The organism is Yimella sp. RIT 621 (assembly GCF_004146205.1).
Classification (GTDB): Bacteria; Actinomycetota; Actinomycetes; order Actinomycetales; family Dermatophilaceae; genus Yimella; species Yimella lutea.
On record NZ_SEIP01000006.1, the window covers coordinates 21,809 to 46,608 of the forward strand.

The 24,800-nt window shown below is 67.1% G+C and carries 27 protein-coding genes; 20 read left to right on the forward strand and 7 right to left on the reverse strand.

Features of this window, described 5'->3' with window-relative positions:
- The first annotated feature begins 174 nt into the window (after positions 1 to 174).
- The 4 genes from EU513_RS06985 to EU513_RS07000 all read left to right on the forward strand — a co-directional run bounded on the left by EU513_RS06985 (position 175) and on the right by EU513_RS07000 (position 3,965).
- Complete coding sequence (locus EU513_RS06985; protein ID WP_129625184.1) at positions 175 to 2,721, forward strand: ATP-dependent Clp protease ATP-binding subunit; 2,547 nt, start codon at positions 175 to 177, stop codon at positions 2,719 to 2,721.
- Between the two features lie 111 nt (positions 2,722 to 2,832).
- On the forward strand, positions 2,833 to 3,339 hold the full coding sequence (locus EU513_RS06990; protein WP_239702477.1) for an amino-acid N-acetyltransferase: 507 nt from the start codon (positions 2,833 to 2,835) through the stop codon (positions 3,337 to 3,339).
- 49 nt (positions 3,340 to 3,388) lie between these two features.
- The gene (locus EU513_RS06995) at positions 3,389 to 3,616 is read left to right on the forward strand and encodes a toxin-antitoxin system protein (protein WP_129625186.1); all 228 of its coding nucleotides are present in this window, start codon (positions 3,389 to 3,391) and stop codon (positions 3,614 to 3,616) included.
- Positions 3,617 to 3,635: 19 nt separating this feature from the next.
- On the forward strand, positions 3,636 to 3,965 hold the full coding sequence (locus EU513_RS07000; protein WP_240795958.1) for a type II toxin-antitoxin system PemK/MazF family toxin: 330 nt from the start codon (positions 3,636 to 3,638) through the stop codon (positions 3,963 to 3,965).
- A 33-nt stretch (positions 3,966 to 3,998) separates the two neighbouring features.
- Here EU513_RS07000 and EU513_RS07005 read toward each other — a convergent pair whose 3' ends face one another.
- From EU513_RS07005 to radA, 5 genes are all read right to left on the reverse strand, one after another.
- The gene (locus tag EU513_RS07005; RefSeq protein WP_129625188.1) at positions 3,999 to 4,355 is read right to left on the reverse strand and encodes an MGMT family protein; all 357 of its coding nucleotides are present in this window, start codon (positions 4,353 to 4,355) and stop codon (positions 3,999 to 4,001) included.
- Entirely contained in the window at positions 4,352 to 5,029 is a 678-nt protein-coding gene (locus EU513_RS07010) for a hypothetical protein (protein ID WP_370447349.1), read from the reverse strand. The genes EU513_RS07005 and EU513_RS07010 overlap by 4 nt, the downstream gene beginning before the upstream one ends.
- A 32-nt stretch (positions 5,030 to 5,061) precedes the next feature.
- Positions 5,062 to 5,946 carry an A/G-specific adenine glycosylase gene (locus EU513_RS07015; protein ID WP_370447350.1) on the reverse strand — a complete coding sequence of 295 codons (885 nt, stop codon included), beginning with the start codon at positions 5,944 to 5,946 and terminating at the stop codon, positions 5,062 to 5,064.
- 14 nt (positions 5,947 to 5,960) lie between these two features.
- Positions 5,961 to 7,037, reverse strand: coding sequence for a DNA integrity scanning diadenylate cyclase DisA (disA, locus tag EU513_RS07020; protein ID WP_129625189.1), 1,077 nt, complete (start codon positions 7,035 to 7,037; stop codon positions 5,961 to 5,963).
- Between the two features lie 234 nt (positions 7,038 to 7,271).
- Complete coding sequence (radA, locus tag EU513_RS07025; RefSeq protein WP_129625190.1) at positions 7,272 to 8,696, reverse strand: DNA repair protein RadA; 1,425 nt, start codon at positions 8,694 to 8,696, stop codon at positions 7,272 to 7,274.
- Positions 8,697 to 8,783: 87 nt separating this feature from the next.
- Between radA and EU513_RS07030 the strand changes: the two genes are divergently transcribed.
- Together EU513_RS07030 and EU513_RS07035 are read left to right on the forward strand one after the other, a co-directional pair.
- Positions 8,784 to 9,170, forward strand: coding sequence for a DUF6394 family protein (locus tag EU513_RS07030; RefSeq protein ID WP_129625191.1), 387 nt, complete (start codon positions 8,784 to 8,786; stop codon positions 9,168 to 9,170).
- Positions 9,171 to 9,196: 26 nt separating this feature from the next.
- Positions 9,197 to 10,924 (forward strand): potassium channel protein, encoded by a 1,728-nt coding sequence (locus EU513_RS07035; protein WP_129625192.1) that lies wholly within the window; start codon positions 9,197 to 9,199, stop codon positions 10,922 to 10,924.
- 6 nt (positions 10,925 to 10,930) lie between these two features.
- Here EU513_RS07035 and EU513_RS07040 read toward each other — a convergent pair whose 3' ends face one another.
- Both EU513_RS07040 and EU513_RS07045 read right to left on the reverse strand, forming a co-directional pair.
- Positions 10,931 to 11,623 carry a class I SAM-dependent methyltransferase gene (locus EU513_RS07040; protein ID WP_168990179.1) on the reverse strand — a complete coding sequence of 231 codons (693 nt, stop codon included), beginning with the start codon at positions 11,621 to 11,623 and terminating at the stop codon, positions 10,931 to 10,933.
- A 2-nt stretch (positions 11,624 to 11,625) separates the two neighbouring features.
- Complete coding sequence (locus tag EU513_RS07045; protein ID WP_129625194.1) at positions 11,626 to 12,429, reverse strand: hypothetical protein; 804 nt, start codon at positions 12,427 to 12,429, stop codon at positions 11,626 to 11,628.
- Between the two features lie 33 nt (positions 12,430 to 12,462).
- On the opposite strand from EU513_RS07045, the gene EU513_RS07050 reads away from it, so the two are divergent.
- The 14 genes from EU513_RS07050 to EU513_RS07115 all read left to right on the forward strand — a co-directional run bounded on the left by EU513_RS07050 (position 12,463) and on the right by EU513_RS07115 (position 24,768).
- Positions 12,463 to 13,389: a Ppx/GppA phosphatase family protein gene (locus EU513_RS07050; protein WP_129625195.1), complete on the forward strand. Its 927-nt coding sequence runs from the start codon at positions 12,463 to 12,465 to the stop codon at positions 13,387 to 13,389.
- Entirely contained in the window at positions 13,390 to 14,193 is an 804-nt protein-coding gene (locus EU513_RS07055; RefSeq protein WP_129625196.1) for a sugar phosphate isomerase/epimerase, read from the forward strand.
- 137 nt (positions 14,194 to 14,330) lie between these two features.
- Complete coding sequence (locus tag EU513_RS07060; RefSeq protein ID WP_129625332.1) at positions 14,331 to 16,097, forward strand: circularly permuted type 2 ATP-grasp protein; 1,767 nt, start codon at positions 14,331 to 14,333, stop codon at positions 16,095 to 16,097.
- 3 nt (positions 16,098 to 16,100) lie between these two features.
- Positions 16,101 to 17,027, forward strand: coding sequence for an alpha-E domain-containing protein (locus EU513_RS07065; RefSeq protein WP_129625197.1), 927 nt, complete (start codon positions 16,101 to 16,103; stop codon positions 17,025 to 17,027).
- A 2-nt stretch (positions 17,028 to 17,029) separates the two neighbouring features.
- Entirely contained in the window at positions 17,030 to 17,869 is an 840-nt protein-coding gene (locus EU513_RS07070; protein WP_129625198.1) for a transglutaminase family protein, read from the forward strand.
- A 26-nt stretch (positions 17,870 to 17,895) separates the two neighbouring features.
- A complete protein-coding gene (locus tag EU513_RS07075; protein WP_205744694.1) occupies positions 17,896 to 18,849 on the forward strand; it encodes a proline dehydrogenase family protein in 954 nt (317 codons plus the stop codon).
- A 29-nt stretch (positions 18,850 to 18,878) separates the two neighbouring features.
- Complete coding sequence (gene proC, locus EU513_RS07080) at positions 18,879 to 19,709, forward strand: pyrroline-5-carboxylate reductase (protein WP_255407428.1); 831 nt, start codon at positions 18,879 to 18,881, stop codon at positions 19,707 to 19,709.
- Positions 19,710 to 19,815: 106 nt separating this feature from the next.
- The gene (locus tag EU513_RS07085; RefSeq protein ID WP_129625199.1) at positions 19,816 to 20,355 is read left to right on the forward strand and encodes a GNAT family N-acetyltransferase; all 540 of its coding nucleotides are present in this window, start codon (positions 19,816 to 19,818) and stop codon (positions 20,353 to 20,355) included.
- A gap of 53 nt (positions 20,356 to 20,408) precedes the next feature.
- Positions 20,409 to 21,620, forward strand: a complete 1,212-nt coding sequence (locus EU513_RS07090; protein WP_129625200.1) for an acetoin utilization protein AcuC — start codon at positions 20,409 to 20,411, stop codon at positions 21,618 to 21,620.
- A gap of 214 nt (positions 21,621 to 21,834) precedes the next feature.
- Positions 21,835 to 22,035: a helix-turn-helix domain-containing protein gene (locus tag EU513_RS07095; RefSeq protein ID WP_129625201.1), complete on the forward strand. Its 201-nt coding sequence runs from the start codon at positions 21,835 to 21,837 to the stop codon at positions 22,033 to 22,035.
- A 97-nt stretch (positions 22,036 to 22,132) separates the two neighbouring features.
- Positions 22,133 to 22,231: a 30S ribosomal protein bS22 gene (locus tag EU513_RS07100; RefSeq protein WP_003792170.1), complete on the forward strand. Its 99-nt coding sequence runs from the start codon at positions 22,133 to 22,135 to the stop codon at positions 22,229 to 22,231.
- Between the two features lie 95 nt (positions 22,232 to 22,326).
- Positions 22,327 to 23,307: an NAD-dependent epimerase/dehydratase family protein gene (locus EU513_RS07105; protein ID WP_129625202.1), complete on the forward strand. Its 981-nt coding sequence runs from the start codon at positions 22,327 to 22,329 to the stop codon at positions 23,305 to 23,307.
- Positions 23,300 to 24,532 (forward strand): lysophospholipid acyltransferase family protein, encoded by a 1,233-nt coding sequence (locus EU513_RS07110; RefSeq protein WP_129625203.1) that lies wholly within the window; start codon positions 23,300 to 23,302, stop codon positions 24,530 to 24,532. Before EU513_RS07105 ends, EU513_RS07110 begins: the two co-directional genes overlap by 8 nt.
- Positions 24,532 to 24,768, forward strand: a complete 237-nt coding sequence (locus tag EU513_RS07115) for a glutaredoxin family protein (protein WP_129625204.1) — start codon at positions 24,532 to 24,534, stop codon at positions 24,766 to 24,768. The genes EU513_RS07110 and EU513_RS07115 overlap by 1 nt, the downstream gene beginning before the upstream one ends.
- Positions 24,769 to 24,800 lie beyond the last annotated feature (32 nt).

The window sequence follows — 24,800 nt, forward strand, 5'->3', positions numbered from 1 at the left end:
GGGCGTAACGCGTGATCGGCATTCGGTGGACGGATCTCGGAACAGAGGCGGCGGGGCTCGCGTTGTCACCGGCAGAGTTCGCCACCCCGAATCTCCACCGGTGTCCCCAGGGGCTCCACCGGCGTCCAGGGTGACGACTAGCATCGAGCGAAGAAGCAGCCGAGGGAGAAGACGATGTTTGAACGGTTCACCGACCGTGCCCGCCGGGTTGTCGTGCTTGCGCAAGAAGAGGCGCGCATGCTCAACCACAACTACATCGGGACCGAGCACATCCTGCTCGGCCTCATCCACGAGGGCGAAGGAGTCGCCGCCAAGGCCCTGGAGCAGCTCGGTATCTCCCTGGAGGCCGTGCGCGAACAGGTCCAGGAGATCATCGGCCCCTCCAACCAGCCGCAGTCGGGACACATCCCGTTCACTCCGCGCGCCAAGAAGGTGCTGGAGCTGTCGTTGCGTGAGGGTCTGCAGCTGAACCACTCCTACATCGGCACCGAGCACATCCTGCTCGGCCTCATCCGCGAGGGCGAGGGTGTTGCCGCCCAGGTGCTGGTGAAGATGGGTGCCGACCTGCCGCGCGTGCGCCAGCAGGTCATCCAGCTCGTCTCCGGTTTCAACAACGGTGAGAAGGGCGAGAAGGCCGGCGCAGGCGTCGGCCAGGGCGGCCCCGAGGCCGGTCAGCCGGCCGGTTCGCTGGTGCTCGACCAGTTCGGTCGCAACCTCACGCAGGCTGCCCACGAGGGCAAGCTCGACCCGGTCATCGGGCGCGAGAAGGAGATCGAGCGGGTCATGCAGGTGCTGTCTCGCCGCACCAAGAACAACCCGGTGCTCATCGGTGAGCCCGGCGTCGGCAAGACCGCCGTCGTCGAGGGCCTCGCCGCAGACATCGTCCGCGGCGACGTCCCCGAGACGCTGAAGGACAAGCAGCTGTACACCCTCGACCTCGGTTCGCTGGTGGCCGGTTCGCGCTACCGCGGCGACTTCGAGGAGCGCCTGAAGAAGGTGCTCAAGGAGATCCGCACCCGCGGCGACATCATTCTGTTCATCGACGAGATCCACACCCTCGTCGGTGCGGGTGCCGCCGAGGGCGCGATCGATGCCGCATCCATCCTGAAGCCGATGCTGGCTCGCGGTGAGTTGCAGACGATCGGCGCGACGACGCTCGACGAGTACCGCAAGCACATCGAGAAGGACGCCGCGCTGGAGCGCCGCTTCCAGCCGATCCAGGTGCAGGAACCGTCCATCCCGCACGCGATCGAGATCCTCAAGGGTCTGCGCGACCGGTACGAGGCGCACCACCGCGTCACGATCACCGACGCCGCGCTGGTGTCGGCGGCCAACCTGGCCGACCGATACGTCAACGACCGGCATCTGCCGGACAAGGCGATCGACCTCATCGACGAGGCGGGCGCGCGCCTGCGTATCCGTCGCATGACGGCCCCGGCCGACCTGCGCGAGTTCGACGAGAAGATCGCGCACGTGCGCCGCGAGAAGGAGTCGGCCATCGACGGCCAGGACTTCGAGAAGGCCGCGTCCCTGCGCGACGACGAGAAGAAGCTCATCGACGCCAAGGCCGAGCGTGAGAAGGCCTGGAAGTCCGGCGACCAGGACCTCGTGGCCGAGGTCGGCGAGGAGCTGATCGCCGAGGTGCTCGCTGCGTCCACCGGTATCCCGGTGTTCCAGCTCACCGAGGAGGAGTCGGCTCGTCTGCTGCGGATGGAGGAGGAGCTGCACAAGCGCATCGTCGGCAACAACGACGCGGTCAAGGCGCTCTCCCAGGCCATCCGCCGCACCCGTGCCGGCCTGAAGGACCCGCGTCGTCCGGGCGGTTCGTTCATCTTCGCCGGCCCGACCGGCGTGGGTAAGACCGAACTGGCCAAGGCGCTCGCCGAGTTCCTGTTCGGCGACGAGGACGCGCTGATCACACTCGACATGTCGGAGTTCTCCGAGAAGCACACCGTGTCGCGCCTGTTCGGTTCGCCTCCCGGTTACGTCGGTTACGAAGAGGGCGGTCAGCTCACCGAGAAGGTGCGTCGCAAGCCGTTCTCGGTCGTGCTGTTCGACGAGGTCGAGAAAGCCCACCCCGACATCTTCAACTCGCTGTTGCAGATCCTGGAGGACGGTCGCCTGACCGACTCCCAGGGCAGGGTCGTCGACTTCAAGAACACGATCATCATCATGACCACCAACCTGGGTACGCGTGACATCGCCAAGGGCGTCTCGCTGGGCTTCGCGTCCGGCAACGACACCGCCACCGGCTACGACAAGATGCGCGCGAAGGTCAACGAGGAACTCAAGCAGCACTTCCGCCCCGAGTTCCTCAACCGTGTGGACGACACCATCGTCTTCCCGCAGTTGTCGCAGGAGGAGATCGTCGAGATCGTCGACCTGATGGTCGCTCGTCTGGACGAGCGTCTGAAGGACAAGGACATGGCGATCGAGCTCACCCCCCTCGCCAAGGCGCTGCTGGCCAAGCGGGGCTACGACCCTGCGCTCGGTGCCCGTCCGCTGCGTCGCACGATCCAGCGCGAGATCGAGGACCAGCTGTCCGAGAAGTTGCTCTACGGCGACCTCGGTGCGGGCCAGATCGTCCTGGTCGACGCCACCGGCGAGGGCAAGGACGACACGTTCACCTTCAAGGGTTCGCCGCGGGCCACCGCACCCGACACCCTCGAGGCCGAGACGGCGGCCATCGCCGACGGCATCGACCTGGGCAAGGGCGAATAAGGTCGGTTCGTTTCGAGGGGGCGCTCATCCGGTTTCGGATGGGCGCCCCTTCGCATGTCTTGTGCGCGGACGCGTCCGCGTGAGTCCGGTGTGGGTATTAGCGTTGGGCGGGTGAGTGAAACGCAGGTTCTCGTCCGGCCGGCCCGCGCGACGGACGTCCGCCGCATCCGGGAGGTCACGTCGCCGTACGTCGATTCCCGCGCGATCGTCCCCAAGCCGGCGGTGTCGTACTACGAGTCGCTGCAGGAGTTCCTGGTCGCGGAGATCGACGGGGTCATCGTGGGCTGCGGCGCGCTGCACGTGATGTGGGACGACGTCGCCGAGATCCGCACGCTCGCGGTCGACCGCAGCGCGAAGGGGCACGGGGTCGGCAGCCGCATCGTCCGCGAACTCCTCGATCGGGCGAGGCAGTTGGAAGTCGAGCGGGTCTTCTGTCTGACCTTCGAGACCGAGTTCTTCGGGCGGCACGGGTTCGTGGAGATCGAGGGCGCGCCGGTGGAGCCGGCTGTGTATGCCGAATTGCTGCAGTCCTACGACGAGGGTGTGGCCGAGTTCCTCGACCTCGACCGGGTGAAGCCGAACACCCTGGGAAACACCAGAATGCTGCTCACCTTCTGAGTCCTCGTCGAGGTATACCGATCGGTATCCGCCGCCGTATGGTCGGCGTATGAGCACGACGATCAAGGTGAGTGCCGAACTTCGCGATCGGATCAATCGCGATGCGCGCGAACGTGGAGTGACCGCAGCCGGATTGATCGAGGGGCTGCTCGACGGGTACGAACGGCGTCAGCGCATGGAGGCCTTCGGCCGCGCTGTCCGTGGCGCCGACGCGTCCTACTGGGATGACTTCAGGTCTTGGGACGTGACGCTGCCGGACGGGCGGCCCGGCGAATGATCTGCATCGCGGATCCGTCGTGTGGGCTGAACTCGACCCGGTGCGCGGGCGCGAGCAGTTCGGCCGCCGCCCGGCGCTGGTAATCGCGAGCGATCTGTACCTCGAGCAAGCCGACACGTTCGCGATCATCGTTCCTGCGACGACCGTAGATCGCGGCTGGCCCAACCACATCTTGCTCCGCGGTGCGAAGGTCGGGCTGTCGAAGCCGACCTTCGCGATGACGGAACAGCCCCGCACAGTGACTCGGGATCGACTGGCCGCCCGGATCGGAGTGGTTGACTCCGCCACGATGCGAGAGGTCGACGGCTGGCTGCGCGACTTCCTGGCCTTGCCCCAAGCATTCGCATAACCGACGCCGTGTGCTGCCGAGCGAGCTGATCGGTCAGTCGTCCCGGAGTCCGGGCATCGGACCGAGGAGACGCTCGGCATCGTCCGCGAGTGCTGCCAGGTCGGCGCGGTACTCCTTGATACGGCATCCGATGCCATTGGGTTTCAAGGTGATTCCCTCTTCCGCCCAGCGCGGGACCACTTCGTCCAGCAGGCGCTTGGGCGGGTCGCCGTAGGAGTTGGTCACGCGCCACCACGGCAACTCGTCGGCCGGCTCACTGATCGACATGAGGCGTCCGACCAGTCGCGGATTGATGCCGAAGAGTTCTGCGATGTCGCCGTAGCTGATCACGCGTCCGGGTGGAACGAGACGGACGACGGCGTACACCTGCTCCCGTAGCTGCTCGTTCATGTCCGCTGCGCCAGGTAGATACGCCGCACCACGTCCTCGATGTCGGGTTCCTCGATGGTCAGGTCGCGCACCTCCGCCCGTTCACCGACGGCGGCCAGCAGGGCGGCCGCGGTCGTGGCGGCGGGGTCGAACGCGAGTCGCTGGCGCATGCCGTCCGCCTCACTACCCATGTGTTGGGTCTTCGGGATGTCGAGGAGGTCCGGACCGGCGTCCGCCAGGTCGAGCACGAGGACGCGTTGCGCACCCACCCGCGCCGACAGTCCCGGCAGGCGGCCGTCGTACGCCAGCTTTCCGTGGTCGACGACAAGGACGCGGTCGCACAGTCGCTCAATGTCGCCCATGTCGTGGGTCGTGAGCAGCAGCGTGGTGCCGTTCTGCGCGCGCTCGGCGATCAGGAAGTCGCGCAGCCGCTGCTTGGACAGCACGTCGAGACCGATCGTCGGCTCGTCCAGGATCACCAATTCGGGGGAGTGCAGCAGCGCCGCCGCGACCTCGGCACGCATCCCCGTTCCGCCGCCGGCGACGACCGTCGCCGACAGGATGGCGGTCTTCAGAAAGCCGAAGGTGGCGTTTGCGATGAGTCCACCGACCATGGCCAACCGGGAGGTTGCCTGCTGTCTGATCCTTGCCACGAACAGGCGCCAGTACGGCAGCCAGGGGGAGGGAAGACACAACAGCAAGACCCTACGCGTCCCTGGTTCGCTTGTCAGGTCGGTAGCGCGAACTGCTCTCCGTCGAGCGGTTCGACCAGGCCGTCCTCGATGAGCCCGGCGAGACAGCGATCCCGTTGTGCTTCATCGCTCCACACCAGGTCGAGCGTGCCGCGGGAAACCGGACCGTGCGCATCGCGCAGGGTCTGCAGCAACTTGCCGCGCACCTGGCGGTCGGTGCCCGCCCACTTCTGACCCGTGCGTGCCGGGCCGTCGTACGGTGGCGCGCCCGCCCGTTGCCAAGCACACAGGTCGAGCACCGGGCACGAACCACAGGTCGGATTCTTGGCGGTACAGACGACGGCACCGAGTTCCATCGACGCGACGTTCCAGACGGCGGCGTCCTCGTCGTCGTCCGGCAGAACCGCTGCGGCCAGCCGGGACTCGGCGGCGGTCAGGGTCGGTGCGGCAAGGGCGTCTCCGGTGAAGAGACGCGCTTCGACCCGGCGGATGTTCGTGTCGACGACGACGGTTCGGACGCCGTAGGCGAACGCGGCCACGGCTGCCGCCGTGTAGGTGCCGATACCCGGAAGTGATTGCAGCACAACGGGATCGGACGGCACGACATTGTCATGATCGCGCGCGATGGCGGTGGCTGCTTCGTGCAGGCGTAGCGCGCGTCGTGGGTAGCCCAGGCGTCCCCAGTGCCGGACGGCCTCGCCCGGAGGTGCCGTGGCGAGATCGGCGGGGGTCGGCCAGCGCTCCATCCACTCGAGCCAGATCGGAGCGACACGGGCGACCGGAGTCTGCTGCGACATCACTTCCGACAGCAGCACGCCCCAGGCCGAGCAGTCGGCGTTGCGCCAGGGCAGCTCACGTTGCTCGCGGCGGTACCACTCGATGATCCGACAGTGGATCTCGCCGAGATCGTCGATGTTCAACGGTTTCGGTTGGGTCAGACGTAACGCTCGAGGATGCTGCTCTCGGCGAGACGCGACATCCCCTCGCGCACTGCACGGGCCCGGCTCTCACCGACGCCGTCGACGGCCATCAGATCGTCGAAGTCGGCGGCGAGCAGGGCCTGCAGCGAACCGAAGTGGTCGATGAGGCGCTCCACGATCGCACCGGGCAGGCGTGGGATGCGGCTGAGCAGGCGGTATCCGCGGGGGCTGACCGCGCTGTCGAGGGAGTCTCCGCTGACAGAGAAGCCCATCGCCCGTGCGCCCGCCGACAGGTCGAGCAGGTCGGACGAGGACAGCGCGCCGAGGCGGTCGAGTGCCTGGTCGACGGACAGCGGTTCCTTGGCCGACTCGACGTAGTCGCGCACGACGAGCGTGCGGTCGTCGCCGAGGCCGGTGACGAGTTCATCCAACTGGAGTGCCATGAGGCGCCCGTCGACGCCGAGTTCGATCACGTACTCGGCGATCTCCTCGCTGATGCGGCGGACCATCTCCATCCGCTGCACGACGCTCGCGACATCGCGGATGGTGACCAGGTCTTCGATCTCCAGGGCGCTGAGGGTGCCGGCGACCTCGTCCAGCCGCTCCTTGTAACGCTCCAGGGTCTGCAATGCCTGGTTGGCGCGGGACAGGATCGCAGTGGAGTCCTCAATGACGTGACGCAGGTTGCCGACGTACAAGGCGCAGATGTGCATCGACTGGCTGACCGAGACGACCGGGTAACCGGTCTGCTTGGCCACGCGCTCGGCGGTACGGTGACGGGTGCCCGACTCCGACGTCTCGATGGAGGCGTCCGGCACCAATTGCGTTGCGGCGCGGACGATTCGGCTGACATCGCCGTCGACGACGATCGCGCCGTCCATTTTGGCCAGTTCACGCAGTCGGGTGGCGGTGAGTTCGATGTCCATCGGGAATCCGCCGGTGCTGATCTGCTCCACGACCGGGTCGTTGCCGAGCACGATCAGCGCGCCCGTGCGCCCGCGCAGGATGCGCTCCAACGCTTCACGCAGAACGGTGCCCGGGGCGACGAGCGCGAGGGTGTCGTGCAGGATCTCTTCGGGTGTGCGCTCCACCCGCACAGACTAGGTGACAGAGGTCGGATCGCGCGGATGCACGCCGGTTCCGGCCGACGTGAGCGGTCAGACCAACCCGTCTCGCCGCGCGATCGCTGCGGCCTCTCGATGCCGAACGGGTCGGTCGGCAGGCCGCTCGCCTCGGCACGGCCGACGGCCTCTCGGTAGATGCGGTACGCGTCGTGGTGCCGGGCGATGCCACCGTTCGCAGTCAGTTTCAGTGCCTCAGACGGCTCAGGTGGCCCGCGACCGTCCGGGTGCTCCTTCGCGGGGGCGCAGTTCGGTGACGGTCGCCAGGTTGAGCAGGCGAACTGCGGACGCCAGATCGGCCACCTCGCGCACGTCCATCCCGTCGGGTGCTTTCTCCTCGCCGAGGGAGCCCTTGGGGATGATCGCCCGCTGGAAACCGATGCGCGCCGCTTCGGCCAACCGGCGCGGCACCCCCTGGACCGCGCGCACATCGCCCGCCAGTCCGACCTCTCCGAGCGCGACCGTGCCCTTGGTGAACGGCGCGTCGACCAGCGAACTGGCCATCGCGAGAGCAAGCGCAAGATCGGCGGCCGGCTCGGCCAGGCGCACGCCGCCGACGGTCGAGACATAACACTCGGAGTTGCGGGTGGGCACCTGGCAGTGCCGGTCGAGGACGGCGAGGATCATCGCCACGCGCGAGGAATCGACCCCGCTGGTGGTGCGCCGCGGCGAGCCGCCCTGCTCCGACTTCGCCAGCAGCGCCTGCACCTCGGTGACCAAGGGGCGGCGTCCTTCGAGCGTCACCGTGATGCAGGTGCCCGGTGCGGGATTCGCGGTGCGGGTCAGGAACAACCCGGACGGGTCGGGCAGGCCGACAATTCCGACATCGGACAGATCGAAGCAACCCACCTCGTCCGTGGGGCCGTAGCGGTTCTTCACAGCCCGCACCATGCGCAGGCGCGAGTGGCGCTCGCCCTCGAACTGAACGACGACGTCGACGAGGTGTTCGAGCATCCGCGGACCGGCGATCGAACCGTCCTTGGTGACGTGGCCGACCAGCAGCGTGGCGATGTTTCTCTCCTTCGCCACCTGGATGATGCTGGTCGCGACCTCACGTATCTGGCTGACATTGCCGGGCGCGCCCTCGATGTCGGCGGACGCGATGGTCTGCACCGAGTCGATGATCAGGAAGGTCGGCTGTACCTGTTCGATCTGCGCGAGCACGGTGGACAGGTCGGTCTCGGATGCGAGGTAGAGGGTGTCGGCCATGGCCTCGATGCGCTCGCCGCGCAGTCGCACCTGAGCCGCGGACTCTTCCCCACTGACGTACAACACCTCACGACCCCCGCGCGCCGCCCGCCCCGCGACGTCGAGCAGCAGCGTGGACTTGCCGATGCCCGGTTCGCCGGCGACGAGCACCACAGCACCCGGAACGAGCCCGCCACCGAGCACCCGGTCGAACTCACCCACGCCGGTCGGGGCAGCCTCGGCCAGGCTCGCATCGACGTCGGCAATCGGCAGAGCCGGCCGCTCGACGGTGCGCGCCGGAGCCGTCCGCGGCTTGACCGTGCCCGCCTCCACGACCGTGCCCCAGGCCTGACATTCACCGCACCGGCCGACCCACTTGATCGCCGTCCAACCGCACTCCGTGCACTTGTACGCCGGTGCCGAGCCCTTCTTCGCTGCCATGGTGGTAACCGTACGAGACGGGTACGACAGCAACTTCGGACGTCCTAAGTGGCCGACCTCACCTGGTGTGGGGCCTACGCTGCTTGGGTGAACCTCGAAAAGGTGGTCTTCGGATTCTTCGTCCTGTTGGCGGCCACACTCAATTTCGGCTTCTTCCTCGGCGACATCGACAACCCGCACGTGCACAACGTGTACGAGTTGTTCGCTGCGATCGTCGTCAACTGCATCGCCACCGTGCTGAAGTTCGGCGACCGGACGCAGGTCGGCGCCGTGCACCTGGCGACCAGCCTGGTCGCCCTGCTGCAGCTGATCGGCGCGGCGTCGGTGTGGGTATGGGCGAGTCAGGTCTCCGCCCACGGGCTCGATGGGGAGGCCACGTCCAGCGTCGTCTCGCTGTCGGGTGGCGCACTGCTGGCGAACGTGGTCTCGGTGGTGCTGCTGGTCGTGGAGACGGTGTCGTTCCGGCGACGTTGATCCGCGCCGTCGTCGACTGAACCTTCATGGTCAACCTGCTGCATCTGCTCAACCTGCGTCATCGCCACGTGCGGCGCGCGCGGCGCCGGCCGGTGCCGATCCCCACCGGGCTTCCGGCGACGGACGCCGTCTTCCTGCTGCTGCGCCGGATGCGAATGCCGTTCATCGTGCTCATCACGACGTTCAGCATCGCCACCCTCGGCATGACGCTGGTGCCCGGCAAGGACGTCAACGGCAACACCTATCACCTGACGCCGTTCGATGCGTTCTACCAGATGACGATGACGGTCACGACGGTCGGATTCACCGAGGCCCCGCATGCCTTCAGCTACCCGCAGCGCATGTGGATGACCGCGTCCATCTTCATGCTGGTGGTCAGCTGGGCCTACGCGATCGCCGTCATCTTCTCGATGATGCAGGACACGGCCTTTCAGGAAGCCCTTGCCACACAACGGTTTCGGCGCAAGGTGCGCAACATGCGCGAGCCGTTCATGCTCGTTGTCGGGTACGGAGCGGCGGGCCAGGCGGTGGGCCACGAACTCGACAAGCGACGCCGCAGGTTCGTCGTCGTGGAGGAGTCGCGGAGCCGGGTCGAGACCGTGTGGACCGACGAACTCACCGCCGATGTCCCGGCGCTGGAGTCGGACGGCAAGGTGCCGGCCGCACTCGGACTCGCCGGGCTCGGACACCCGCAGTGCGAGGCCGTGCTCGCGCTGACCGACGACGACGAGGCGAACCTGGCAATCACGATGAGTGTGTCCTTGCTTCGTCCGGACCTGCCGGTGATCGCGCGCTGTGTCGACCACACTGTCCAGTCGCGGATCGAGGATTTCGGACCGACCGCGCTGATCAACCCGGACGGCCGGTACGGCGGCTACCTCGCGCTGTCCCTGCACCAGCCGGTCACCGACCAACTCGTGCAGTGGCTGATGGACAACGACGAGCACGAACTTCCCGAGCTGCGTGAGGGCCTTGCCCTCGGACGCTGGGTGGTCGCCGGTGATTGCGAGTTCGGAGATGAGGTCACTCGCGACCTACGTGGAGCCGGACTGTCGGTCGACCACGTGGACGCGTCCCGGATGCCCGAGTCGTTCGACGATGTCGCGGGGTTCGTCGCTGCCAGCACGAACGACCTGACGAACATCGCTCTGGCGGAACGGGTTCGGCTGACCAACCCTGACACCTACCTGTGCGTGCGGCAGCGCACGAACTCCTATGCGGCGCTGTGTCATGCGATGGACATCGACTCCATCTACATCTCGACCGAGTTGGTGGCCCGTGAGGTGCTGGCCCGTGTGCTGACGCCGGTGTTCTGGCAGTTCATCGAGGAACTGTTGCAGCAGGACGAGCGGTTCGCGGTGGGGCTGCGCGACCGTCTGGTGGACAAGTGCGGCAAGCGCGCGCCCGAACGGGATCTGTTCAGACTCGATCCCGAGCATGCGCCGGCTGTGTCCGCGTGGCTCGAGCGTGGTCACGAGCTTCGACTCGGCGACCTGCTGCGGCACCCGGACGACCGCAACGAGATGCTCGCCCTGGTGCCGCTGATGGTGCTGCGCGATGACGAGCATTTTCTGGCCCCGGACGACGACCTGCTGGTGCAGGCCGGCGATCAGGTGCTGCTGGCCGGCACCGGCCGCGGCCTCATGGACCTGTACGACGCGCTGTTCTACTCAGCGACGCTCGAGTACATCGCCACCGGCAACCAGGTGCCCTCCACCTGGGTCTGGCGGGCCCTGCGCAGCCGGCGTTCTTGACGCCGGTCAGTACTTTTTCCAGCGCACCCAGACCGCGTAGTCGACCTCGGCGCCTTCGTGCGAGGCAAGGATCTGCTCGGCGTGGTGCCTGTCGAACTCGATGCCTACGACCGCCTCGAAATCCGCGCGGGTCTCGAACTTCCAGCGCATCAACACCGGGATCTTCGACCAACCCTGACGTTCCCAGAACCGCTCGACCGACACCAGGTCGTAGGTCGGCCATGCCTCGCGGAACCACCGCCCGAAGGTCGAGCGGGACGCGTCGTTGTCGACGACGAACGCGACACCGTCCGGCGCCATGACGCGGTCGAGCTCTTCCAGCCCCGGCTCGCAGCCGCCGCCGAAGAAGTACGCCCACCGGTTGTGCATCACGTCGACCGAGTGCTCCTCGACCGGCAGCATCTCCGCCCCACCGAGCCGGACGTCGACATTCCGGATGCCGCGCACCCGTGCCTGCGCGGTGCGCACCAACGGTTCGTGCGGCTCGACCCCGATCACGGACTCTGCCGTGCGGGCCAGCTCGGGCAGGTGGAAGCCGGTGCCGCAGCCGACGTCGAGCACCCGGGCACCGTCGAACGAACGCACCGAACGCATCGCGTCCCAGATCAGCCCGTCGGGATCGACCCCGCGGTTCTCGATCTCGTAGATGTCGGGGTGGTTCCAGATGTTCGGTGACGGAATCGCTTGGTAATCAGGCAAGTTCAGATCTTCCGACGATTCTGCTTCTCCGCGGCGAGAGTTGCAGGGTGGACGAGCAGGGGCAGCATCTTGCGGTTGCCCGGACGACGCGCGACCGCAACCGCGGCCAGGTGGGCCTCGCATCGCCGAACCAGTTCTGCATAACCGGCCTCGCCCATCAGATGTTTCAGCTCTCCGGCATTCGAGACGTACAGCGGGTTCTTGCCGACGTGCGCCTCGGGGTTGGCCGAGCAGTACCAGTCGAGGTCATGTCCACCCGGACCCCAGCCGCGACGGTCGTACTCAGTGATCGTCACCTCGGTGTACGTCGACTCGTCGTTGTGCGTGACGGTGCGGAAGTCGCGCCGAATCGGCAGCTGCCAGCAGACGTCCGGCTTGATCGTGTGCGGCTCGATACCTTCGGCCATCGCGTGCTGATGCAGAGCGCATCCGGCGCCGGCGGGGAAGCCCGGCCGGTTGAGGAAGATGCATGCGCCGTCGACCACGCGGGTCTTGGTGGCGCCGTCCTCCTTCTGCGTCCAGCCCTTCTTGGAGCGGCCCTCGTCGTAGTACTGCCATTCGTCCGGACCGAGGTTCTTCGCGGCCTGCTTGACGTTCTTCAGATCGTCCTTGTCGCTGAAATGGGCGCCGAGCGTGCAGCACCCGTCGTCCGGGCGGTCCTCGTAGATGCCCTGGCAGCCCTGGCCGAAGATGCACATGTAGGACGAGGTGAGCCAGGTCAGGTCGACCCGGAACCGTTCGGTCGCGTCGTCCGGGTTGTCGAACTCGGCCCAGACCCGCGGGGCACGAAGGGGTGTCTCGGTCACCGGCGCATTCTCCCTTACCGGTAACCTCGCCTCATGCGCCTGGGTGTGATCGACGTCGGATCGAACACCGTGCACCTTCTCGTGGTCGACGCTCACCAGGGCGCACGTCCGTTGCCGGCGTTCTCCCACAAGCGCGAACTGCGGCTGTCGGAGTACACCGACGACAGCGGACACATCGCCGACGCGGGCATCGATGAACTGGTCACGTTCATCGGGGAGTGCCAGGCGATCGCCGACGACCACGGCATCGAGGAACTCCTCCCGTTCGCCACGAGCGCGATCCGTGAGGCGCCGAACGGCGAGGACGTGATCGAGCAGGTGCGCTCGCGTTCGGGTCTCGACATCCAGGTGATGCCGGGTGAGGACGAAGCACGCCTGACCTTCCTCGCGGTACGTCGCTGGTTCGGCTGGTCGGCCGGGCGCCTGCTCGTGGTCGACATCGGCGGCGGCTCACTCGAACTGGTCACCGGTACGGACGAGGAGCCCGACGTCGCCATGAGTCTGCTGCTCGGCGCCGGACGCCTGACCCGAACGATGCACGGCGACCCGCCCTCGGCCGCCGAACTCAAGGTGCTGCGCAAGCAGATCCGGTCCGACATCGCCCGCGAGATCCGTCCGCTGACCAAGGCCGGTCTGCCCGACCGGGTCATCGGCACCAGCAAGACGATTCGCTCGCTGGCTCGCATGTGTGGCGCCGCGCCCTCGGACGAGGGGCCGTACGTCCGCCGCACGCTCTCGCGCGACGACCTGCGCACGATGGTGCCCAAGTTGTCGACGATGACTGCGGCACAACGAACTTCGCTGCCCGGTGTCTCCGAGAGCCGCTCCCACCAGGTGCTTGCCGGTGCCATGGTCATCGAGGCCGTGATGGACCTGCTCGACATCGCCGAACTCGAGTTGTGTCCGTGGGCGATGCGCGAGGGCGTGATCCTGCGCCGGCTGGACTGGCTGGACGACTGAGTGGGCGTCGTTGACGTGCCGGACTCCCGCGTGGCGCTGTCGACCTCGTCGGTCTACCCGCTGGGGGTCGTCGGTGCGTTCGATCTCGCCGACCGGCTCGGGTACGACGGCATCGAAATCATGGTCTGGACCGACCCGATCAGCCAGGAGTCGGGTGCACTCAAGCGCCTCATCGACCACTACGGACTACCGGTCGTCTCGATCCATGCTCCGACGTTGCTGCTCACCCAGCGGGTGTGGGGCACCGAACCCTGGGGCAAGGTCGACAACTCGGTGAAGCTGGCCCAGGAGGTCGGCGCCGAGGTGGTCGTCGTGCACCCGCCGTTCCGGTGGCAGAAGGAGTACGCCGCGGAGTTCGTCGAGGGCATCGCGCAGCGGGAGGACGAGACCGGCATCGCGATCGCGGTGGAGAACATGTTCCCCTGGCGGGCCCGTGGGCGTGAGATGCAGGCCTACCTGCCGCACTGGGATCCGGTCGGCGAGTCCTACCGCAATGTGACACTCGACCTGTCGCACACCGCGACTGCCGGGTCGGACGCCGTGCAGATGGTGCACGACCTCGACGAGCGGCTGCGCCACATCCATCTCGCTGACGGCCTCGGGTCCTTCAAGGACGAACACCTCGTGCCCGGACGCGGTGGCCAGCCCTGCGCGGAAGTGCTGGAACTCATTGCCGCCCAAGGATTCTCCGGTGACGTCGTGGTGGAGGTCGGCACACGCAAGCTCACCGACGACGATCGCGAACTCGACCTCGCCGAGGCGCTCGCCTTCGCCCGATTGCACCTGGCGGCGCCTGCGGGCTGAGCCCCCGCCGGGCCCTGCGGCCACTGTGGCAAGGCGAATGTCGCGCAGAAACATGGCGGTAACCAAACCGCGCTAGGTTCGCATGCGTGAAAGGGATCTTCGAGGCGTACCGGAACCGCCCCGACACCTACGACGAGATGTACGCCGAGGACGCCACCACGCGTCCGGCGTATGTCGAGCTCAGGCGTCAGGTCGAACGGCTGACCCCGGACGACATGCGTACGCGAGCCGACTACCTCTCGCACACGTATCTCGACCAGGGCGTCACGTTCGACATCGGTGGCGAGGAGCGGCCGTTCCCGGTCGACATCATTCCCCGTCTGATCGACAACAAGGCCTGGTCGCACGTCGAAGCCGGTGTGGCGCAACGGGTTCGCGCACTCGAGGCATTCCTGGGTGACATCTACGGAGAGGGCCAGGTCTTCAACGACGGCGTGATCCCGCGTCGCGTCGTCACCAGCAGCCCGCACTTCCTGCGCGCCGCGAAGGGCATCAACCCTCCTGCCGGCGTGCGCGTGCACGTCGCCGGCATCGACCTCATCCGGGACGCGAAGGGCGATTTCCGGGTGCTGGAGGACAACGTCCGCATTCCCTCCGGTGTCTCCTACGTCATGACGAACCGGCGCGCAATGTCCGCCGGTCTGCCGGAAGCCTTCGCGCACCACCGCATTCGCCCGGTCACGCAGTACCCCGGCAAGTTGCTCGCCGCCCTGCGCGCCAGTGCTCCGTCCGGCATCGGCGATCCGAGCGTGGTCGTGCTTTCTCCTGGCTCCTACAACCCGGCCTACTTCGAGCACGCCTTGCTCGCTCGTCTGATGGGGGTCCGCCTCGTCGAAGGACGCGACCTCGTCGCACAGGCCGGACGGGTCAGCGTGCGCACCACCAACGGCCTCCTACCGGTGCACGTGATCTACCGCCGGGTCGACGACGATTTCATCGATCCGGTTCATTTCAAACGGGATTCGGTACTCGGCGTGCCCGGCCTGCTGAACGCGGCCCGTCGCGGCAATGTCGCGATCGCCAACGCGGTCGGCAACGGCGTCGCCGACGACAAGCTCGTCTACACCTACATGCCCGATCTCATCCGTTATTACCTGGCGCAGGAGCCGATCCTGCCCAACGTCGACACCTGGCGGATGGAGGACGAGGACCACCGCGAAGAGGTGCTCGACCGACTGCACGAACTCGTCGTCAAGCCCGTCGACGGGGCCGGCGGCAAGGGCATCGTGATCGGCCCGCGGGCCACCATGCAAGAACTCGACGAACTGCGCGCCCGCCTCCTGGAGGACCCTCGCGGCTGGATCGCCCAGCCCGTCGTCCAGCTGAGCACCGTGCCGACGTTGATCGGCAGCGAGTTGGCGCCGCGTCACGTCGACCTGCGTCCGTTCGCGATCAACGACGGGGAGAAGGTCTGGGTGCTGCCCGGCGGCCTGACCCGCGTCGCGCTGCCCGAGGGCGAGCTGATCGTCAACTCCAGTCAGGGTGGCGGCTCGAAGGACACCTGGGTGCTGGCTCCCGAGCCCGGCGACCCGATCGTGACCCCCGAGCCCGCCGACGAGTCGGCGGTCCTGCACCCCGCACAGCGGACGGCGCGCGCTGCCGCTGAACGCGAGGCGGCGGAGGAAGCCGCAGAGACGGCGGAGGTCGTCACTCCTGGCTTCTCGCAGTCACAGGCCCAGTCACAGTCCCAGTCACAGTCCCAGGGTTCGGCGCAGCAGCCGGCTCACCCCGGTCTGGACGGCCGGATGCAGAGACAGGCCCAGAGCCAGTCGCAAAGCGGTGGTGGCTCGCAGAGCCAGTCCCAGTCGCAATCGTCGCAGTCGGACGAGCCGGTCGAAGCCGGACCCCAGGAGCAACCCCAGATCGAACTAGATCCGGACGTCGAGGACGAGGGGGCGCTCTAGATCATGCTGAGTCGAATCGCTGAATCCCTCTTCTGGATCGGTCGCTACATCGAGCGCGCCGAGGCCACCGCCCGCATCCTCGACGTGCACCTGCAGTTGCTCGTCGAGGACCCGGTGCTCGACCGTGACGCCACCTGCCAGTCGCTGCTCGCGGCCATGGCCGTCGGGCACGACGGTCCGGCCGACGTGGACGAGGTGTTGCGCTACCTGCTGACCGATTCCCAGCAGCCGTCCGCGATCGCGTACGCGCTCACAATGGCCCGCGACAACGCGCGTCGGTCGCGCGAGATCGTCTCGACCGAACTGTGGGAGGCGCTCAACACCACCCACCTGCAGGTCGCCGACGGCCAGCTCGCCTCGATGCGACCGGCGGACGCGTTCCGTCTGGTTCGGGAGCGAGCGAACATGATTGCAGCGCTCGCCGACAACACCCAGAGCCACGACGACGGGTGGCAGTTCATCCGCCTCGGCCGGATGATCGAGCGGGTCGACATGACCGCCCGGGTCATCCTGATGACGACGTACGGCACCGGTTCGGCAGCGTCCTGGCAGGTCACCCTGCGCGCCTGCGGTGCCGCACACGCGTTCACCCGTATCTACCGGGCGTCCGAATCTCCCCGCTCCGCCGCCGAATTCCTGCTGCAGGACCGGTTGTTCCCGCGATCTGTCAGGTACTCACTCAACGAGGCGGCCACCTGCCTCGAGGAACTCAATCCCAAGCAGCACCGCACCGGCTTTTCCGGCGATGCGCGCCGCATCGTGGGGCAGGCCCTCGCCCAGCTGGAGTACCGCTCGATCAGCGACCTGCTCGGCGACGTCGCCAGCGAGATGGAGTCGCTGCAGCGGGTGTGCGCACAGGCGACCGAGGCAGTGTCCAAGCGTTACTTCGAGGGAGCTCTCCCTCCCGAGTGGATCCGAGGTGAATCGTGAGCGTGACCCTTCGCCTGGTCCACCGGGCCGGCTATACCTACTCCGGACCCGCCGTCGCGTCGTACAACGAGGCGCGCATGGTGCCCAGATCGACTCTGGCACAAACGGTTTCGCACACCAGGATGGAGATCACCCCGACGCCGTGGCAGGACTCCTGGGTCGACTACTGGGGCAGTAATGTCACCACCTTCGAGCTGCACGAACCGCACGGTGAACTCAAGGTCGTCGCCATCAGCACGGTCACCGTCCACCGCACCCCGCAGGAGGGCGAGCACCTCGGCTGGGACCAGATGCAGGAGAAGTCGGTCAGCGACGAGTGCGGCGAGTTGTTGGAGTGTTCGGGCCACTGTGGCGCGGTCGGCGAGTTCGCTGCGGCCATTCAGCGGATCCGGAACGAGGCCGACACCCCGGCGACGTTCGTCGAGTCCGTCGTTGCCGCGCTGCACGAGAAGGTGACTTACCGCCCGGAGCGCTTCTCGCACGCACCCCAGGCCGCGAAGGTCTGGGACGCGGGGGAGGGCGGCTCCACCGATTTCGCGCACATGATGATCACCGCGCTTCGATCCGCCGGGATCCCGGCCCGTTTCGTCGTTGGTTACCTGCTGCGTGACAGCGAGGTGCCGATCGGCGAAGTGATCACCGGTCACGGTCACTCGTGGATCGAATGGTGGGACGGCACATGGATGGCGTACGACCCTGCGATGCAGCGGGAGCCGGACGACTTCTACATTGAGGTCGCACATGGACGCGACCACACCGACGTCGCGCCATTGCGGGGCATCTTCACCGGGACGCCCGGCAGCAAGATGTCCGTCACGGTGGAAATCAGCCGACTGGCCTGACCACCGAACGAGCTGAAGGAGAAGTCATGGTCGACCCGAGTGCTGTGCTGCGCAGCGGACTGATGGGTCTCAGCCGCAACACCAAGGTGCGTGACGTCGTCGAGAAGGCGCCGGTCAGCAAGGACGTCGTCAAGCGGTTCGTCGCCGGCACCTCCACCGAGGACGCCGTGCGGGTCAGCCGTGAGCTCGACGTGGAGGGCAAGCTCGCCACCATCGACTTCCTCGGCGAGGACACCCTCGACCGTGCGCAGGCGATCCACACCCGCGACGCCTACCTCGATCTGCTCGCCGAGCTCGCCGACGCCTGCCTCACCGACGGCGGACGTGTCGAGGTCAGCGTGAAGCTCAGCGCACTCGGCCAGGCCCTGCCCAAGGACGGTCGCAAGATCTCCCTGGAGCACGCTCGCTCGATCTGCGAGGCCGCGGCGATCGCCGGCACCACGGTGACTCTCGACATGGAGGATCACACGACCACCGACGCGACGCTGGAGACCCTCGCCGAGTTGCGCAAGGACTTCCCCGACACCGGTGCCGTGCTGCAGGCCTACCTGCGCCGCACCGAGGGTGACTGCCGCGACCTCGCGTACGAAAGCAGCCGGGTCCGCCTGTGCAAGGGCGCGTACGCCGAGCCGGCGTCCGTCGCCTTCGCCGACAAGGGCGAGATCGACATGAACTACGTGAAGTGCATGCGGGTGTTGATGGAGGGCGAGGGCTACCCGATGATCGCCAGCCACGACCCGCGCATCGTCGAGATCGCCGGTTCGCTCGCGACCAAGAACCTCCGCGCCCCCGACTCGTTCGAGTACCAGATGCTCTATGGCATCCGCCCGAACGAGCAGCAGCGTCTCGCGGACGCCGGAAACCAGGTGCGCGTGTACGTCCCGTACGGCGACGAGTGGTACGGCTACCTGGTGCGTCGCATGGCCGAACGACCGTCGAACACGGCGTTCTTCCTGCGTGCGCTGAGCAGCCGCAGCTGAACCCCGTCCGTTCCATCCCGGAGGTACCAGTGTCAGAATCCTCGGCACCCGCGGGCACCCCGCGTCGCCTGGCCGTACTCGGCGTCGGCGTGATGGGGGAGGCCCTGCTCGCCGGTCTGTTGCGCAGCGGTCAGCCCGCTGATCACGTCGTGGTCGGTGACCGGTACGAGGCCCGCACGCATCAGATCCTCGCCACGCACGGTGTCCGGGCCGCGTCCCCGGCGGACGCCGTCGTAGGCGCCGAAACAGTGGTGCTCGCGGTGAAACCACAGGACATGAGTGCGCTGCTGGACGAGATCCGCGACCGGCTCGAACCGGGAGCGCTGGTGGTTTCGATCGCCGCCGGAATCGCCACGGCGTACCTGGAGGCGCGGTTGCCCGAAGGGACCCCGGTCGCCCGCGCGATGCCCAACACCCCGGCGCTCGTTGATCAGGGCATGGCCGCGGTCAGTCCCGGAACTCATTGCGGCGCCGACGATCTCGCCGAGGCGACCCGTCTGCTCGAGGGCTGCGGCAAGGTGGTCACGGTTGCCGAGCACCACATGGACGCGATCACCGCGATCAGCGGCAGCGGCCCCGCGTACCTGTTCTACGTGGTCGAGGCGATGATCGAGGCCGGCGTGCTGCTCGGGCTGCCGCGCAACACCTCCACCGAGCTCGTCGTCCAGACCGTCGTCGGCGCGGCCACCATGCTCAAAGAGACAGGTGAGCACCCGACCGTGCTGCGCGAGCAGGTGTCCTCACCCGGGGGAACGACGATGGCGGCGTTGCGGCAACTGGACGACCACAAGGTGCGCGCAGCGTTCCTGACCGCGATGGAAGCCGCCGCACATCGCTCCGCCGAACTGGCCCAGGGCTGACCGCGCCCACCTGGCCGGGCGTGTCGTCGGTCCTGCCGGATAGGCTGCAGCCGCGACTTCCCTCCCGGAGCCGGAAGGAAATGCTTGGCATGGAAAGGTGGACCGCATGAGCGAAATCACGATTCGCGCGCTTGGTACGGACGAGTGGGAGACCTACCGTTCCGTTCGCCTGAGCTCGCTGGAGGAGTCGCCCGAGGCCTTCGCCGCCTCCGCAGCCCAGGAGAAGGACTACGACGAGGACTTCTGGCGTACTCGCCTGGAGCGCTCCCGTCGGTTGATCGCGCAGGACGGTGACGACATCGTCGGAGTGGTCTCCGTCGGAGACCGCAGCACCGACGAGGCGCGTGTGGGCGAACTGTTCGGACTCTGGGTCACCCCGCGCCTGCGTGGCCAGGGTGTGGCCTGGAAGTTGGTCGAGGCCGGCGTCGAGAAGGCCAAACAGGAGAGCTACAAGTTCCTGCTCTATTGGGTCGGCACCGACAACGGTCGGGCCGTCGCCTTCGCGAGCAGCTTCGGATTCCGTCCCACCGATTCGCGTCGTCCGATGAAGGGTGCCACCGAAGACACCCAGGACGACGAGGAGATGGCGATGGTCTACCCCCTCGGCGACGACCCGTCCTCGGTGCCGTCGTCGGTCCTCGACTGATCCTTCGTCGCCGGCGCAGGAACACCACCCACTCGTAGAAGCCGCAGGCGCCCATGGCATCGACAACGCCGTCGGTCCGAGTCGTCTGGGATGACCGACTCACCCAGTACGACTTCGGGGAAACGCACCCGATGAACCCGGTCCGGTTGGACCTCACCACCCGGCTGGCACGCGCGCTCGGCGTGCTCGACCTGCCTGGCGTCGAAGTTGCCGGTGTCGACGACGAACCCGATCTCGACGCCTTTCTCACGGGGGTGCACGGCCCAGACTTCGTCGAAGCGGTCAAGGCCGCCTCACTGGATCCGGCGAATGCCGACGAGCGCTTCGGGCTCGGCACCGAGGACGACCCGGCTTTCGTCGGCATCCATGAGACCTCCGCCCGCATCGCCGTCGCGACCCGCGACCTGTGCAAGGCCGTCTGGCAGGGCGAGATAGACCACGGCGTCAACTACTGCGGCGGCATGCACCACGCGATGGCTGACCGCGCCGCCGGCTTCTGCATCTACAACGATGCCGCTCTCGGCATCAAGTGGCTGCTCGACAACGGCGCCGAACGCGTCGCCTATATCGACGTCGACGTCCACCACGGCGACGGCGTCGAGCAGATCTTCTGGAACGACCCGCGGGTGCTGACCATCTCGGTGCACGAAACCGGGCGAATCCTGTTCCCCGGCACCGGTTTTCCCGGTGACATCGGTGGTCCGGACGCCGAGGGCTCGGCTGCGAACCTCGAACTCCCGGCGGGCACCGGAGACGCTGCCTGGCTGCGGGCGATCCACGCGGTGGTGCCGTCGCTGGTGCGCGCGTTCAAGCCGCAGATCCTGGTGACCCAGCAGGGCTGCGACTCTCACTACTCCGACCCGCTCGCGCACATGGCGATCAGCATCGACGCTCAGCGCACCGCGTTCGAAACCATCCACGACCTGGCGCACGAGGTCTGTCACGGACGCTGGGTCGCGCTCGGCGGAGGAGGCTACGAACTGGTCGACGTCGTCCCGCGCTCGTGGACGCACCTCACCGCGATCGCCGCGCACAAGCCGATCGATCTTGAGATGCCCGTCCCGCAGGAGTGGCGCGACCACGTCACAGCGCGCGTCGGGCGCCCGGGCCCGCCGCGGATGGGCGACGGCGTGGCCGAGGGCGGGCATGTCTGGTTCCGTTCCTGGGCCACCGGCAGCGACCCCGACAACCCGGTCGACCGTGCCGTCATGGCCACCCGTGAAGCGGTCTTCCCGCACCATGGCCTGGACATCTGGTTCGATTGAGATCGCACCCCACAGGGCACCGACGCGGAGCGGCCGGGCAGTATTTTGAGCGATTTCAGCCACTGTCGGCGTGTCGGATGGACAAATTCCCCGAGAACTTTCCAAGGGAGCACATCTGCCCCTAAGGTGCTCCAAGGCAACATCAACCACATGAGTTCAGCGCAGACCGCCCTGGGCCATGGCTTCCATTGCCACGAGAGGGCTGGGATCCTAAATGGAGCAAGAGCGTCAGATCGGCGAGACCACATTCATGACGGTCGCCGAGGTGGCCGCGATCATGCGAGTCTCCAAGATGACGGTCTACCGCCTCGTGCACGCCGGTGAACTGCCGGCCGTCCGTGTCGGTCGGTCGTTCCGGGTACCCGAGGACGCGGTGCACCAATACCTCAAGCAGTCCTACATGGGCACCGCCTGATTTTCCGGCCTCGCCGTCGATGGCGTAAAGTAGCCCGAAGGGCTCGCGCCCACTGACTTTTCTGTTCCTCGATAACCAGTTAGGACACCGCTGACGCATGGGTTCCGTGATCAAGAAGCGCCGTAAGCGCATGGCCAAGAAGAAGCACCGCAAGTTGTTGCGCAAGACGCGTCACCAGCGCCGCAACAAGAAGTAAGGCTTCTTCGCCACAAGATGGCTCCGTCCGATTCGGACGGAGCCTCTTGCGTAGGGTCCCGAACGCATAGGATCGGGGCGTCGAAAGGGGTGAGCATGGGACGGATCGTCCTCGTCACGGGCGTTTCGCGCCGGATCGGTGGTCGCACCGCCGAACTGCTGTCCAGTGACCCCGAGATCGAGAAGGTCATCGCGGTCGACGCGGTACCGCCCTCGCACAGCCTGGGCCGTGCCCAGTTCGTGCGCGCCGACATCCGCAACCCGATGGTCGGCAAGGTGATCGCCCATGAGGGCGTCGACACAGTGCTGCATCTCGGCGTGATCCTCACCCCCAAACAGGCCGGTGGACGCACCTCCCAGAAGGAGATCAATGTCATCGGGACGATGCAGTTGTTGGCCGCCTGCCAGCGCGCGTCCTCCCTGCAGCGGCTGGTCGTGAAGTCGTCGTCCGCGGTCTACGGCTCCTCGCCGCGCGACCCCGCGATGTTCACCGAAGAACTCCAGGCCAGGCGGATGCCCGCCGGTGGATTCGGCAAGGACTCGGCGGAGGTCGAGAACTACGTGCGCGGCTTCGCGCGCCGTCGTCCCGACGTCCAGGTCGCCACCCTGCGCATGGCCAATGTCGTCGGACGCGGTTTCAGTAGCCAGCTGTCCGATTACTTCTCGATGCCGATCATGCCGGTACCGATGGGGTTCGACGGACGGATGCAACTACTGCACTTCGACGACGCGCTGCAGGCGTTGCGCGCCGCGACATTGTCCGATCTCGACGGCACGATCAACATCGCGGCCGACGGACTGCTCACTGTCCGCCAGGCTGCGCGGATCGCAGGCAAGCCGATCGTCCCGGTCGTGCCTCAGACAAGCGGTCTTGTCGAGCAGCTCACTCGCCGGGTCGGACTCAAGGGCTTCGCGGCGTCCCAGATGGACTTCCTGTGTTACGGGCGAGGAATGGACACCAGTCGAATGCGCACTGAGCTCGGGTTCGAGCCCGCACTGACCACACGTGAGGCGTTCGCCGACGTGTTCGCTTCACCATCACGACGCGCGGCCTTGGTCGGAGCTGCGCATGGCTGAGCCCAAGGGCCGCAAGCCGGCTGCCAAATCCGCTGCGAAGCAGGCGCCATCGGCCAAACCGGCGTCCAAGCGCGCCACCAAGGCGTCGACGCCGCGCAAGACCGCGGCCAAGCCACTGCGTGCTGCCGCGCGAACCGATGACTCGCTCGGCTCGAAGACGACCCGTCGGCCCACCCGGTCGTCAGTACAGGCGAAGGCGAAGTCGCCGCGTCCGGCGCTGCACGTCGTGCCCGACCCGGCGCCCGATCAGGACGAGGGGTTCGCCGCCACCGGCAATCCGTTCGAGAACAAGCTGCCCTTCGGACTGCCGGTCGACCCGGCCATCTTCGTCCAGACGCTGATCTCGGTGCTGCGCGCGGCAGGCACTGCCGCCGGGTTGTCGGGTGATGACCTCGAACGCCGGGTCGCGTCCGCGCTGGCCTTCCTGCGGCGACGGCTCAACGGTGACTACGCGATCGACGATTTCGGTTTCGACGAGGAGTTCACCCGCGAGATCTGGATCCCGTTGCTGCGGCCGCTGTACAAGCGTTGGTTCCGGGTCGAGGTGCGTGGCATCGAGAACATCCCGGCCGAGGGCAGGGGCCTGGTGGTCGCGAACCACTCCGGCACCGTTCCGGTCGACGGACTGATGACCCAGGTCGCGATCCATGACGAGCACCCGAACCACCGTTTCGTGCGGATGCTCGGAGCCGACCTGGTCTTCCAGTCGCCGTTCATCGGAGAGTTGTCCCGTAAGTCCGGCACCACGCTGGCGGCCAACCCCGACGCCGAGCGCTTGCTCGAATCGGACGAACTGGTCGCCGTCTTCCCCGAGGGGTTCAAGGGCGTCGGCAAGCCGTTCAGCGACCGCTACCGTCTGCAGCGCTTCGGTCGCGGTGGCTTCGTGTCCGCCGCCGTCCGTGCCGGCGCCCCGATCATCCCGTGTTCGATCGTCGGAGCAGAGGAGATCTTCCCGATGATCGGCAACGCCAAGAGCGTGGCCAGGCTGCTCGGTTTCCCCTACTTCCCGATCACCCCGACGTTCCCGTTGTTCGGCCTGCTCGGTGCGATCCCGTTGCCGAGCAAGTGGATCATCGAGTTCGGCACGCCGATCGAGACCGAGCACCACGGCTCTGCCGCCGCCGATGACCCGATGGTGTTGTTCGACGTCACCGACCAGGTGCGCGAGACCATCCAGCAGACGCTGTACTCCCTACTGCTGGAACGACGTTCGGTCTTCTTCTGATGGCGCGCATCACCCTGTACGGCAAGCCCGGCTGCCACCTGTGCGACGACGCCCGCACGGTGATCCAGCGGGTCTGCGCCGATCTGGGGGAGCAGTACGAGGAGTTCTCGATCGAGGGCGACGCCGACCTGATGCACACGTACGGCGAACTGATCCCGGTCACGCTCATCGACGGCAAGCAGCACGACTACTGGCGGGTCAGCGAGTCCCGACTGCGTACTGCCCTCACCGCCTGAAACTGTTCGCGAAGGCCGGGGGTGGCTATACC